The sequence below is a fragment of the Defluviitoga tunisiensis genome (assembly GCF_000953715.1).
In the GTDB taxonomy this organism is placed as follows: Bacteria; Thermotogota; Thermotogae; order Petrotogales; family Petrotogaceae; genus Defluviitoga; species Defluviitoga tunisiensis.
The window spans coordinates 1121449-1135411 of sequence record NZ_LN824141.1 but is presented as its reverse complement, the minus strand read 5'-3'; the positions used below and the strand labels follow the sequence as shown (position 1 = coordinate 1135411).

10 protein-coding genes, 1 pseudogene and 1 CRISPR repeat array (1 of these 12 cut by a window edge) are annotated in these 13963 nt (G+C 31.9%); all 11 genes and pseudogenes read left to right on the top strand.

What is annotated here, in order from left to right; translation table 11 throughout:
• A CRISPR array of direct repeats spans window positions 1–586; the repeat unit is 30 nt; unit sequence GTTCTTATCCTACCTATGAGGAATGGAAAC; it reaches 2874 nt to the left of the window's first position.
• A gap of 762 nt (window positions 587–1348) precedes the next feature.
• Window positions 1349–2043, top strand: a pseudogene (locus DTL3_RS05255) (carbohydrate ABC transporter permease); the annotation flags it as partial.
• On the top strand, window positions 2043–2903 hold the full coding sequence (locus tag DTL3_RS05250) for a carbohydrate ABC transporter permease (protein ID WP_045087831.1): 861 nt from the start codon (window positions 2043–2045) through the stop codon (window positions 2901–2903). The pseudogene DTL3_RS05255 and the gene DTL3_RS05250, both read left to right, overlap by 1 nt.
• Window positions 2904–3278: 375 nt before the next feature.
• Window positions 3279–4304: a LacI family DNA-binding transcriptional regulator gene (locus tag DTL3_RS05245; RefSeq protein ID WP_045087830.1), complete on the top strand. Its 1026-nt coding sequence runs from the start codon at window positions 3279–3281 to the stop codon at window positions 4302–4304.
• A gap of 129 nt (window positions 4305–4433) precedes the next feature.
• Window positions 4434–5690, top strand: coding sequence for an ABC transporter substrate-binding protein (locus DTL3_RS05240; protein ID WP_045087829.1), 1257 nt, complete (start codon window positions 4434–4436; stop codon window positions 5688–5690).
• A 70-nt stretch (window positions 5691–5760) separates the two neighbouring features.
• Window positions 5761–6639: a carbohydrate ABC transporter permease gene (locus DTL3_RS05235; RefSeq protein WP_052670393.1), complete on the top strand. Its 879-nt coding sequence runs from the start codon at window positions 5761–5763 to the stop codon at window positions 6637–6639.
• 16 nt (window positions 6640–6655) lie between these two features.
• Window positions 6656–7477, top strand: coding sequence for a carbohydrate ABC transporter permease (locus DTL3_RS05230; RefSeq protein WP_052670392.1), 822 nt, complete (start codon window positions 6656–6658; stop codon window positions 7475–7477).
• A 73-nt stretch (window positions 7478–7550) separates the two neighbouring features.
• Window positions 7551–8459: a 4-hydroxy-tetrahydrodipicolinate synthase gene (dapA, locus tag DTL3_RS05225; protein ID WP_045087828.1), complete on the top strand. Its 909-nt coding sequence runs from the start codon at window positions 7551–7553 to the stop codon at window positions 8457–8459.
• A gap of 97 nt (window positions 8460–8556) precedes the next feature.
• Window positions 8557–9972 carry an L-fucose/L-arabinose isomerase family protein gene (locus tag DTL3_RS05220; RefSeq protein ID WP_045087827.1) on the top strand — a complete coding sequence of 472 codons (1416 nt, stop codon included), beginning with the start codon at window positions 8557–8559 and terminating at the stop codon, window positions 9970–9972.
• A 53-nt stretch (window positions 9973–10025) separates the two neighbouring features.
• Entirely contained in the window at window positions 10026–11021 is a 996-nt protein-coding gene (locus DTL3_RS05215) for an exo-alpha-sialidase (RefSeq protein WP_045087826.1), read from the top strand.
• Between the two features lie 18 nt (window positions 11022–11039).
• Window positions 11040–12560 carry an FGGY-family carbohydrate kinase gene (locus DTL3_RS05210; protein WP_045087825.1) on the top strand — a complete coding sequence of 507 codons (1521 nt, stop codon included), beginning with the start codon at window positions 11040–11042 and terminating at the stop codon, window positions 12558–12560.
• 681 nt (window positions 12561–13241) lie between these two features.
• Entirely contained in the window at window positions 13242–13880 is a 639-nt protein-coding gene (locus tag DTL3_RS05205) for a class II aldolase/adducin family protein (protein ID WP_045087824.1), read from the top strand.
• Window positions 13881–13963 lie beyond the last annotated feature (83 nt).

Genomic DNA, 13963 nt, shown 5'->3' with positions numbered 1-13963 from the left:
TTCTTTTGTTTCTTTTTGTTCGTTCTTATCCTACCTATGAGGAATGGAAACAATTGATCATTAAACGGAAAATTTACAATGTAAAAATGTTCTTATCCTACCTATGAGGAATGGAAACAAATTTTTCGTATTCAAAACTTTCTTCATCAATAATTTTTCGTTCTTATCCTACCTATGAGGAATGGAAACATGCCCTGGGTACTAATATATCTAAGAACCCAGATTGCGTTCTTATCCTACCTATGAGGAATGGAAACTTAGCTTTCTTGTATGTTCCATAGCTTTCCTCCCAGTTCTTATCCTACCTATGAGGAATGGAAACGAACCTAGACTTCAAAGAAGTTACCTTTAATTGCTCGTTCTTATCCTACCTATGAGGAATGGAAACGAGAAGTTGTTGCAAAGCCCGAATTTGTTTCAATTCCTGTTCTTATCCTACCTATGAGGAATGGAAACTTTTTTAAATAAAAGCTCGGAGTAACTTATTAGTCGGTTCTTATCCTACCTATGAGGAATGGAAACATGGCATCAGCTAGTCCTTTCTTCAACGACGCTGGTTCTTATCCTACCTATGAGGAACGGAAAACCAAGAGACGTGCGTGTAGCGCGTCTCTACGATTAATAATTAACAATTGTTATAATAAATTGTTGTCAAATTTATAGCATTAATTTTATATTTACCAATCAATAATTGATTTAAACGTTGGTTAAATCAAATGTAGAGACGCCCTATATGGGCGTCTCCTGAATTTGATCATTATTTAAGACAGATGAGACGCGCGTGTAGCACGTCTCTACAACTAATAATTAATGGTGGGTATAAATAGAGCAAATGTATGCGTTGCACGTCTCTACAACTAATAATTAATGGTGGTTAAAACAAAAAAACGAGACGCGCATGTAGCACGTCTCTACAACTAATAATTACTGTTAGGTATAATAGAGAAGATGTACGCGTTGTGCGTCTCTATAATAATTTTAAGGCGCCTTCTTAATTTATAATGTATCTTTAATATTAAATTCTTCGTTTTTTCAAATATATTAATTACCCTTTATTTTCTCAGATTATTTAAAAATTAATTATAGTTTTTTTCTTATTAGTTAACTTTCATTCTAGATTAAATTGAGGTGAAATTAAAAATAATTTAGAAATATTTATTATAAAAACAATTTCTCCTTATTTAATCACTCCTTAATTAAACTTTCCTAATAAAAGTATTTTCATTATTAGACTTTCAAAAATTTATTAACACCAAAACCTCCAACAAAAATATTACGGTTTCTAAGAAAACTGTTAATTCGTAACAAGCAAAATAAATCGAAGGAGGTAAATAATATTGAAAAAAATACGATGTTGACCGCATTTAGGAATAATCTTTTATGGGTGATTTTTTTACTTTGGGTACCGTTGGTATAGGATTAATATTGGCTGTTTTAGCAGATAGAGTCAAATATGAGAAATTTTCTAAAACTGTTATTTTTATGCCTATGGCAATTTCTTTTGTAGGTGCAGGAGTTATTTGGAAGTTTGTTTATGATTATAAGCCTTTAGGCGTCAATCAAATTGGTTTGTTAAATCAAATAGTAGTTCTATTTGGAGGAGAACCCAAAGCTTGGCTCATTCAAGGACCATGGCTAAACAATTTTGCCTTGATATTTGTAGGAATATGGATATGGACAGGTTTTTGTATGGTTATTCTTTCCGCAGCATATAAGGGAATACCGGAAGAATTGTTAGATGCTGGAAGAGTAGATGGGGCAAATGAATGGCAAGTATTTATTTATATAATATTGCCTTACATGAAGTCCACAATAGCTGTGGTTGCAACCACTATGATTGTAAATGTGTTGAAGATTTTCGATATTGTGTATGTAATGACAAATGGTAATTACGGCACTGAAGTTATAGCAAATCGAATGTACAAAGAGATGTTTCAGTACAGAAATTATGGAAGAGCAAGTGCTATTGCGGTAGTTTTGTTCTTACTGATACTACCAGTTATAATAATTAATTTAAGAAGAATGAAGGGAGAAAAAAGCTGATGAAGGCTAAAAAAAAGATAAAGGTGGCAAGAATTTTACTGCATATTTTTATCATTTTTATGATGTTAATATGGATTTTGCCGACACTTGGATTATTAATAACCTCCTTTAGGCCCGCTCAGGAAGTATCAAAAACTGGTTGGTGGACTGTTTTCAACAGTCCCTTAAAGTTTACACAATTCACTTTGAATAATTATAAAGAAGTGATAACAAAAGCTGGGTTGGGAACAGCTTTCAAAAACAGTTTTATGATTACAATATTTGGAACATTATTACCAGTAATAATAGGAGCTTTTGCAGCTTTTGGATTAGCTAAAATAGAGTTTAAAGGTAAAAGTTTGATCTATTCACTCATAGTTGGACTTTTAGTGGTTCCTTTACAATTAACTTTTATACCTATTTTGAGATTGTATAACAAATTAAAGTTGTCCGGGACTTTTGTGGGATTGTGGTTCGCACATACAGCATATGGTTTGCCATTTGCTATTTTTATGTTGCACAATTTTTTCGTATCTTTACCAAATGATCTTTTTGATTCAGCGCGTATAGATGGGGCTTCTCTGTGGACATCTTTTTATAAATTGGCATTACCATTATCTGTACCAGCAATTGCCTCACTAGTGATATTTCAATTTCTATGGGTATGGAATGATCTTCTTGTTGCTTTAATATATTTAGGGGGAACAAAAGACGTTGCTCCACTTACTGTTGTTTTGGCTAATATGGTTGGTTCTTATGGTCAAAATTGGCATCTTTTGACTGCTGCAGCGTTTATCTCAATGGTAGTTCCACTAATTGTTTTCCTGTCTTTGCAGAAATACTTCGTTAAAGGAATATTGGCAGGATCCGTTAAAGGTTAAACTGTATTATATGTGAATATAGTAATTATTTAGTTAGGCATTTAGAACAGAGAAAATGCTTATTTTAAGTTGTCTCATCTTCTATTTTTCTTACTTATTCAAAAATGAGTGTTCTTTTAGCAGAGATTCTCTTCCTAGATACTCATTTGACTATTTTCTTCACTGAAAATTTATCTTACAAGAAGTTTTTATTTTATTTCAAATAAATAATTCAATTTAATCCAAAAAACATAGTTATTGGCAATTAAGTTAAATTAAATTAAAATAAATTCATTTTCCTGCTCTAGAGTTAATTTTGTTTTTATTTTTTAGTAATGTATAATGTTGATAATGAAACGCAAACGATTGCTTAAAAAATGCTAAGGAGGAAACTTAATGGATAGGCCGACCATTAAAGATATAGCTAAAGTATTAAATATATCTCCTTCAACCGTATCTAGAGCCTTATCGGGAAAACCGGGTGCAAGTGAAGAGTTGCGGAAAAAAGTTCTAGAAACTGCGGAGGAAATGGGGTATATGAAGAATTTATCTGCCCAAAGTTTGAAAAATTCGAAATCAAAAATTATTGGAATAATAGCTTTTGATATAAGAAACCCTTTCTTTTTAGATTTTCTAAAAGGTGTTGAAGATGTATTATTTCCTAGGGAGTATAAAATTCTACTCAGCTCTGTTGATGAAAGCGCGGATAAAGAGAAAACATATTTAAATTGGATGGTTAGTCAAGGAGTAGACGGTATTTTATCTTCTCCAATAACAGAAAAAAACGGTAAAAGTAATTTAAAACTCTATAATAATTTCTACAAAATGGGTGTGCCAATTGTTTTCTATGACAGAATGTTTTACAATCAAGAACAATTTGATTATGTTATCGTTGATAACCAAGATGCAATTATCCAAGCTTTAATGCATCTAAAAGAAAATGGTCATGAAAATGTCTCTATTTTTCTTTCTAAAAAAGGTGTATTCACAATAGAAGAAAGGCTAAAAGGATTTTTAAAGGGTTGTGAATTACTTAATATTCAAACAAGGAAAGAATGGATCTGCGAAGATATATATCCGCATGAAAAGGCATTTGATATTTTAAAAATGCTCAAAGATAAAAATAATTTACCTTCTGCAATAATAGCTACAAATAATAATATTACAAAGAATATAGTATCTTCATCTCGAAAACTTAATGTAAAAATTCCTGATAAACTTTCTTTAATTGGATTTGATGACACCCCTGAAAATGAGTTAATAGACCCTCCCTTAACAACTATCAAACAACCCATTTTAGAAATAGGTAAGATAGCTGCTACTGCTTTGTTGTCTCGCATAGAAGACAGATTTGCTAAACCTATGAAAGTTGTTTTAAAAGCAGAATTAATAAAAAGAGGATCAGTTAAGAATTTAAAATGAATCTAGTAGAAAATTATTAATGTTCATAACAATATTTTGTATAACTAATAGCGTTGGATGTTACTAAGTTTTGGGTTTTAACTTATGTGTAAGATCTTTGGTAAGTCTATATTATTTGGAGGTGAAACTATGAGATTCAAAAAGTTGTTGTTGGTTAGTTTGTTAATGTTAATGCTGTCTTTTTCATTTGCAGCTGAAAAAACTACTCTATATTACACTACTCTATTTCATAGTGGAGATGCACAAGCTATGGAAAAGATCGTCCAAAGAATCAATCAAGAGTCTGATGACATTTTTGTAGTTTTGGTTCAAGGTGCATGGGAAAATTATTATGCCCAACTGATAAATCAAGTTGTTGCTGGAAATGCTCCTCAAGTTGGAGTTGTTCACTCAAACATGTTTCCTTCTATGAGAGATGCTTTAACACCTTTGAATGCATCTTCTGCTGGAAACTTACTTGAAAAGTCCGGATTCAAAAGAGAAGACTTTTTGACAGACGTATGGGATTCTTCAACTTTTGATGATTTACATTACGGAATTCCTTTAGACACACATATGTGGGCAATGTGGTATAACAAGGATATTTTTGTAAAAGCAGGACTTGATCCAGATAAACCACCAACTAATGCAGAAGAACTTAAATATGCTGCTGAAAAAATAAAAGATGCCGGATACTATGCTGTACATTTCGCAGAAGATGGTGTAGCGAGAAAGTTAATGAGAGCTTGGTACATTTTATACTGGCAGCAAGGTGGAGAATTATTTGATGAAAATTACTCAAAAGCTACTTTCAATAATGAAAAAGGCATAAAAGCTCTTCAATATTTAGTAGACAGCGTTCAAAAATGGGGTTGGAATACTAAAGGTACAGATGGTTTTAAACAATTTGCTTCAGGTCAGTTGGGTATATTGTTTGCTGGAAATTGGTATTACTACTCTGCTGAGGAAGCAAAAATCAATTATGGAGTTGCAAAAGTACCAACAATTTTTGACAAACCAGCAACTTGGGGTAATAGTCATAATCTTGTAATTCCAAAACAAGCTGCAAACAACCCACAAATGTATGAACAAGCTATCGAATTAATAAGAAGAATTACTGACTTAAGTTACATGTGGGGAATGTTTGGTGGTCATATACCCGCTTACAATAACTCAAGAACATCTTCAGAACTATTAAATGCCCCTGTTTGGGAAAAAAGTCTAAATGTATTTAGTCAGATGGCTGAAGAGGGTTACCTACACTATCCACCAAATCATGTTAAAGCAGCGGAGTTAGAAGATGCCATACAAGTATATGTTCAACAAGCGTATAATGGAACTATCACTCCTTCAGAAGCCCTAAAAAGAGCGGAAGCCGAATGTAATAGAATTCTGTCTGAAAATTAGTCTTTTTCAAATTGAAGAGGTAAGAATTCTTACCTCTTCAATTTAATATGAATTTCGTGAGGTGGTTTAGTTGAAAAAAGCTGTTAGAGATCAATGGAGTGGAATGCTTTTTGCTCTTCCATTTATGATAATATGGGGTGTTTTTACATTATGGCCAGTCATTTCTGGTTTCATTATTAGTTTACATAACTGGGATCCGCTGCGAGGATCCGAATTTATTGGCTTCGGTAATTATAAATATTTATTTAGTAGTCAAAGATTTTGGAATGCTTTTGTAAATACTTTTGAGTTTGCACTTATCATGATTCCAATGACCCTAATATTAGCTTTGTTATTTGCATTTTACTTGTATTTTTCTAAAGGAAAAGCAAAGGCTTTTGTTGAAAGCGCCCTTTTCTTCCCATATCTTTTGAATGTCTCTATAATAAGTCTTATTTGGAAATGGCTCTTTGATCCTGATTTTGGACTTATCACTGAATCTTTAAAAATGATCGGAATAACAAACCCCCCTCAGTTTTTAAATAACCCAATTTGGGTAATCCCAGCAATTGCTCTAGCTAGTTCATGGTGGTTAATGGGGTATAGAATGACTATTTTTAGAGCAGCCTTAGAAAGCCAACCCGTCGAAATTGTAGAAGCTGCAACTATAGATGGAGCTAACAAGCGTCAAATCATGTTTAAAATACTATTTCCACTTATTAGACCACAATTTCTTTTCACCACTGTATTAACAGTAATATCAGGTTTTGATGTACTAGGACAAGTTATGATAATGACTGAAGGAGGTCCTGGAAGGTCTTCAGAAGTACTTGCTTTATTGTTATATAAAGAAGCTTTCTCCTATTTTAGAATGGGAAGAGCAGCGGCTATTGGTTTTATACTTTTTGTAATAATATTTATTTTTACACTTATAGCTTTAAGATTTATGGGAAAGGACGTTCAACAATAATTAGGAGGTGATCTAATTGAAGAAAAACGAAGAATCCAAAATCTTGGATATAATAATGATAATATTTTCCATATTATGGTTGATTCCTGTATTATGGATGATTGATACAGCGATAAAACCGACACCTGAAATTTTTACAACCCCTCCAAAATGGCTCCCTGAAAAATTTACTTTACAACATATTAAAGATGTGATCAACAATTGGCCATTTGGTACATGGTTATTGAACAGTATAATAGTCTCAGGATTATCTACTTTATTTTCACTTTTTTTATCAATTCTTGCTGCTTATTCTTTTTCAAGAATTGAGTGGAAAGGTCGAGATGTGATTTTTATTATCTTACTGGCGAGTATGTTAATCCCTTGGCAAATTAATGCTGTCCCTTTGTACTTTCTAATGAATAATTTAAACCTTTTAAACAAATTAATTGCAGTTATTTTACCAATTACCGCCATGCCAATAAGCGTTTTTTTACTACGTCAATTTTTTATAGGATTACCTAGTGAATTAGAGGACGCAGCAAGAATTGACGGATGCAATAGGATGGATATACTTTTTCGCATTATAGTTCCGATTTCCGGACCTGCTCTTGCAGCTTTAGCAATATACATGTTCATTTTTAGCTGGAACGAATATTTTTGGAGTTTGATAGCACTTCAAAGAATTGGTAAATTTACTCTTCCTATTGGATTAAATATGTTGCAAGGTGCATATGATATAGAATATGGATTGCTTATGGCAGCTGCTTTTTTAGCTTCTATCCCTGTAATGATAGTTTTTGCATTATTAAGAAAACAAATTATAAAAGGAATGAGTTGGTCAGGAGTTACCAAATAAGTATTAGGGAAAAATATTTGATAATTATATATATTAACAGTTTTTATAAAAATTATATTGGTAGGTGTTATAAATGAATTTAGAAGGTATAATTACCGCTCTAGTAACGCCTTTTGACGAAAAAGGAAAGATTGTTGAATCTAGTTTAAGAAAATTGTGTAAGTTTCAATTAAACAAGCAAGTGAATGGTTTGTTAATCTTAGGAACGACTGGAGAAGGAATATCGCTTAATTTAGAAGAAAGAAAATTAGTGGCTGAAATTGTAGTTGATGAATTAAAAGGTAAGTTACCTATAATGGTCCATGTAGGAAGTAGCAATATAAATGAAGTATTTTCTCTAGCAAAACATGCTGTTGATATTGGAGCTGATTCAATTACTTCTATAACCCCTTATTTCTTTAAAATGAGCGATAAAGAGATTTTTGATTTTTACCTAGAACTATCAAAAAACGTACCAAATGATTATCCTGTATACTTATACAACTTTCCAACAGCCACTGGAAATGATATTACTCCTGAAGTAATTAAAAAATTAATTGAAGAAACAAATAATATATTAGGGATTAAATATAGTTCTGATAATATGATGAGAATTCAAGAATATTTGAAACTGCAAAATCCAAATTTTAAAGTATTTACTGGTGCTGATCAACTTTTCTACCCTATGTTATGCTTAGGATGTGATGGCCTAGTCTCGGGCAATGCAAACATTTTTCCAGAATTATTTGTTACTGTATTTAAATCTTTCAAAAAAAATGACCATAAAACTGCAAAACTTTTTCACCAATATGGAAACGAAATTGCTAAACTATTTAAATATGGTAATATACCTGCTATAAAAGCTGGGATGAAATTGAGAGAGATTGATGGTGGATATGTAAGAAGACCTTTTAGAAATTTGTGTGAAGAGGAAAAAAACAAATTACAAAAAGAGTTTTCATTAATTTTTGATCAAATTCTTAATTTAAAACCTTTAGAATAATCGGTTTTTGAAATCTCAAATATACAAAAAGTAAGTCTTATTTTTCTCTTTGTAATTTAATAAATCTAGATAATATAATCATTTAGGAGGTCGTACTATGAAAAAAAGAAAAGTTGGTATAATCACATTTTCAGATGGAAGAGATTTTGTTCATGAAGAGACTTTAGAAATGAACAAGAAGTTCGAAGACAGATTGGTAAAAGCTTTAGAAAGAACTAATGAAATTGAAGTTGTTAGGGCTTCGGATATAGTAAATAAACCCTCTAAAGCTAAAAAAGCTGGAAAAGAAATGATGAAGGCTGAAGTTGAAATGACAATCTTCAATTATTCTATATGGTGTTGGCCACATTTAAGTGTAATTGCTTCTCTTTATGCGCCTGGTCCATATTTGATATACGGACAAATCAATCCAAAATATCCTGGAATGGTAGGTATGCTCGCAGCTGCTGGAGCTTTAGAACAAATTGGAATTTTTCCTGAAAGGGTATGGGGAGAGCCTGAAGATCCCGAAGTTATGAAAAGATTACTTAAGTTCGTTAGAGGAGCTAGTGCTGCCCATAGATTAAAAGGTGAAAGATATGGCATGTTTGGAGGAAGACCTATGGGAATGTACACAGCATCAGCAAATGGAGATCAATGGATGAAAGAATTTGGAATAGATGTTGAGCAAATTGATCAATATGCTTTAGTTTTAAAAGCAGAAAAAGTTCCAACTGAAAAGAAAAGGAAAGCAAGAGAGTGGCTTGAAAGATATGCTACCGTTCAATATGATGGAAAAAGGCTAACTCCTGCGATTTTAGAAAAACAGATAGGATTGTATTATGCTGCATTAGAAATAATTAAAGAAGAAGAACTTGACTTTGTTGGATTCAAAGGCCAACCAGAAATGACAAACAATTACGCAACAATGGACATTGCCGAAGCATTTTTAAACGATCCTTATGATTTTGATGGCCCAAAAGAACCTATAGTAGCTGCAACCGAAACCGATATGGACGGTGCATTGACTATGGAAATATTCAAACATATAGCACAAACCCCAGTTCTTTTTGCTGATGTCAGACATTATTTCAAAGAAGAGAAATTGCTTGACCTTGCAAATTCTGGACAGCATGCAACTTATTTTGCAGGGAAATCAAACAATCCGGAAGAAAACTTGAAAAATGTAATTATACATCCTGAAGATTTTTATTTTCCAGCTGGAGGAGGAGCAGTTAAACATTTTGCAGCTCCAGGAAGGGTTACACTTGCGAGACTTGCTAGACAAGACGGAGAGTATGTCATGACTATAGTTCCTGCTGAATTTGTAGAATTAAGTGACAAAGAAAAGAAAAGGCTTAGTGAACAAGTACAAATTGAATGGCCTCATGCATATGCCAAATTAGACACAACAATAGATACTTATCTTGAGTATTATCCATGTAACCATATACACGGAGTTTATGGAAATTATATTGAAGAATTAGTACATTTTTGTAAAGTTAAAGGTATAGCATTTCAAATTTTAGATTAAAAAGTCCGTAAAAATGTTTTTGTTCAAGGAAAATGGAAAATTTGAGGTGAAAAATGAAAATTATTAATAAATCCTTTGTTTTTGATAAAATTCCATCTAAACCTAGTTCACATTCTGTGAGTTTGTGTAAAATTAATGACAACGAAATAATTGCTTTCTGGTTTGCTGGTTCTTGGGAAGGAGAAAAAGATGTAGATATTTTATCATCAAGATATGATATTAATGCGGACAAATGGGATACCCCTAAGTTGTTCATTCATGATCCTTCACGATCTCTAGGCAATACAGCACCAGTTTTATTTGAAAAAACGTTTAGGGTATATTATTGTGCAATGGAGGGTAAAGATTGGACAGAATCATCTTTATGGTATACTGACTCATATGATCAAGGGTATTCTTGGAAAAAACCAAAGCCTTTTTCTCTTCAAGGAGAAAATCTTTTGTTTGGAACTAAAATTCTTAAATTGAGTGATAACAGGTTTATCTTTCCAATGTATAATGAAAAACTATGGATAAGTACTCCATACATCACCAATAATATCTCTTCAAACAAATGGGAAAAAATTGGAGAAATAAAAACTGAAAAAGGTAATATTCAACAAGACATGGTTGAAATGAATGGCCAGATCTTCTCTTTACTAAGAACTCGCGATGGTTTTATCTATAAAACCCTATACAATTTTGAAAATAAAAAATGGAGTACAACTATTTCTATTAACATACCAAATCCCAATTCAAGACTTGCTTTAGAAAAAACAAGAGATTTACTAATTTGCTGTTGTAATCCATTAGGACTCAATAAAGAAAACCTCACTCATGATCCTAGAAAATTATCTGATATTGAAGAAGGTTTTTGGGGAAAAAGAGAAAAGCTTTCTATTTTTGTGTCAAGCGACGGAGGAAACACCTGGAACGAAGAAATAATTTTAGAAGAAAGTCAAGATAAAGAATACTCTTATCCATGGATTCAGATAATTGATGAAACAAAAATAATGATTGCATATACGTATGAAAGGCAAAAAATTGCCTATGCAATAATCGAAATCTAATACATAGGAGAGGTAAATATGTACTTAATTGGGATAGATATAGGAACTCAAAGCACTAAATCAGTGATTACTGATGAAGAAGGAAAAGTTATTTCAGAATCATCCAAAGAGTATGCAGTATTGACTCCACAACCTAATTGGGCAGAACAATGGCCTGATGTATGGTTTAATGCTGTAATAGATACACTTAAAAGGGTCATAGAAAAATCTCAGATTCAACCCAAAAATATAACAGGAGTCGCGATAAGCGGGCTATATGGTGGATCTGGCATACCTGTTGATAAAGATTTCAACCCGTTGAGACCATGTTTAATTTGGATGGATAGACGAGCCACTAAAGAAACTAAGTTTGTAAAGCAAAATATTCCTAAAGATAAAATATTTCGTATAACCGGAAACTATGTAGACAGTTATTTCGGTTTTACTAAAATGATGTGGATAAAGAATAACGAACCAGAAGTGTGGAATAAAACATATAAATTTATGACTCCAAAAGATTTTGTCATATATAAACTTACAGGTGAGAATATCATTGATTACTCCTCTGCCGGTAATATCGGAGGTGTTTTTGATATTCATAAAAAGTACTGGTCCCAAGAGATGTGTGAAATTTTGGGTATAGACCTAGATAAACTTCCTGAAAAAATAGTAAAATCTTCTGATATTGTAGGAACAATGTCTGGAAAATATGCCCAAGAAACAGGGCTTTTAGAGGGAACACCTATAATAGCTGGGGGAATTGATGCTCCAGTTGCCCAATTAAGTGCCGGCGCTGTTTATGAAGGCGAACATGTTGCAATGGTTGGAACTTCTACATGCTGGGGAAATATTCACGATGGGAAATATCTCACACCCGAATTAGTTAGTTATCCTTATGTTGTTGACGATTTAACAAAGATATACACCTTTGGCGGAGGAGCAACTTCAGGAGCTATAATTAGATGGTTTAGGGAAGAGTTTGGCGAATACGAAAAGGAATATGAAAATAAAAGAGGCGTTTCTGCTTATACACTTCTAGAATTAGGTTCAAAAGACATTCCTGCTGGAAGTGATGGAATAATTGTTTTACCTTATTTTATGGGAGAAAGATCACCTATATGGGATTCCAAAGCAAAAGGAACTATTATTGGATTAAGTTTATATCACAATAGAAATCATTTATACAAAGCCTTCATGGAAGCCGTTGCATATTCATTAAGACATAATATCGAAGAAGCACAAAATGCAGGAATAGTACTCGATCCAGAATGTTATTTAGTTGGTGGTACAGCAAAGAGCGACATTTGGACTCAAATTTTTTCTGACGTTACAGGGTATGTTATGAAAAGAACAAAACAAGATGTTGAAGCACCTTTAGGAGATGCATTTCTGGCTGGGTTAGGAACTGGTATATTCAAACAACCAGAAGACATTAAAAAATGGACTCTATTTAAAGAAGATACTTTACCCAACAATTCAAATAAACAAATTTACGATAAATATTTCAATCTGTATAAACAGTTATATAAAAATACAAAGGAAATCATGGAGCAATTATGAAATATAGATAAAAATCAGATACTAATAATCAAAATCAAAGGGGCTGAATTCAGCCCCTTTTTGATTTACAAAAATTATTAATTTATAAATCTTCTCATCAAGTTAATTATTTTAATTTTATAAACACTTAGAAAATTTTTAACTTTTGGTTCATTTAGTTTGCCTTCTAAATTAACAAAATATCTGATAATAAAGTTTTTATGATTTATATTTTTTCATAATATTCTTTATAAATAAATTAAATTAAAAAACTTAAAAAATATGCAAAAAAACAAATTACGTTCAATTATAGTCAATTATCCGAAAATAACTTAAAAAAGCTCTGATAATCTTTATTTTGATTTTTTGATTTACTTTGTTATACTGTGATGAAGTAATATCAGAATATTATCATATACTGATCATATTTTACAAAACATTATAATAACTTCATGATATAAACATCTATCAAACTATTAAAAATAACCGCTGCAAAGTTTTAATGAAGAAAAAAGTTGCTAAGTCAGTAATAATATAAAATCAATAGATCCTTTAAAAATAAAGATTTGCAAAATATATTGTTTTGAACTTATAAAGGTACCTAGGGCGAAGCCCTTTCCTTTCCCATGGGACAAATTCCGAAAAAAGTTAGGTTTTTTAAATTCTAAAGGCAGTCTAAAATAACACTTAGGAGGAATATTAATGTCAGAGAGTCAATTAAAAAAACAAGTAGCGCTTTTTGCAAAGTTAGTCTGGGATAGAAAGTTAACAGATGGAACAGGGGGAAATATGAGTATAAGAAACAAAGATAAGATATATATTACTCCTACTTCAACTATCAAACATTTTCTAACTGAAAACGACATAATTACTGTTGATAAAAACGGTAACAAAATTGAAGGTGAAAAAGAACCTTCTTCGGAAAGAAGAATGCACATAAAAATTTATGAGAAAGCTTCAGATGTAAATGCGATCATTCATGCACATCCCAGATATGCAACCTCTTTTGCAGTAACTTTCCAAAAACTCCCAGTTTATGCCCTACCGGAATCCGCATTAGTTTTAGACCCAATAACTTACATAGAATATCAAATGCCAGGTACTCAAGAATTTGCAGATGCTTTTGCAAAAGGTTTAGAAGAAGGATCTAGAGTTTTTGTACTTCAAAATCATGGTGTTACAGTTGCAGGAAAAGATATAGAAGAAGCTTACATGAAATTAGAAACATTAGAATTTCTTGCAGAAGTATCCGTCATTTCAAAACTATATAGTGGAATAAATGAAATTCCTACAGAAAAAATAAAAGCATTTATAGAATTTTTTAATAAAAGAGGAGATTGATCATGGACTTGTCAAAAATAAAAGAATAAATAATCTTCAAATAACATACAATACATCATTATTTGTATACTATGAATAATTAA

What these genes read in the sequence shown, in the direction of transcription:
- DTL3_RS05215 (WP_045087826.1), top strand. Translation starts at nt 10,026, where the DNA reads ATGAAAATTATTAATAAATCCTTTGTTTTTGATAAAATTCCATCTAAA.
- DTL3_RS05250 (WP_045087831.1), top strand. Translation starts at nt 2,043, where the DNA reads ATGAAGGCTAAAAAAAAGATAAAGGTGGCAAGAATTTTACTGCATATT.
- DTL3_RS05220 (WP_045087827.1), top strand. Translation starts at nt 8,557, where the DNA reads ATGAAAAAAAGAAAAGTTGGTATAATCACATTTTCAGATGGAAGAGAT.
- DTL3_RS05205 (WP_045087824.1), top strand. Translation starts at nt 13,242, where the DNA reads ATGTCAGAGAGTCAATTAAAAAAACAAGTAGCGCTTTTTGCAAAGTTA.
- DTL3_RS05245 (WP_045087830.1), top strand. Translation starts at nt 3,279, where the DNA reads ATGGATAGGCCGACCATTAAAGATATAGCTAAAGTATTAAATATATCT.
- DTL3_RS05210 (WP_045087825.1), top strand. Translation starts at nt 11,040, where the DNA reads ATGTACTTAATTGGGATAGATATAGGAACTCAAAGCACTAAATCAGTG.
- DTL3_RS05240 (WP_045087829.1), top strand. Translation starts at nt 4,434, where the DNA reads ATGAGATTCAAAAAGTTGTTGTTGGTTAGTTTGTTAATGTTAATGCTG.
- dapA (WP_045087828.1), top strand. Translation starts at nt 7,551, where the DNA reads ATGAATTTAGAAGGTATAATTACCGCTCTAGTAACGCCTTTTGACGAA.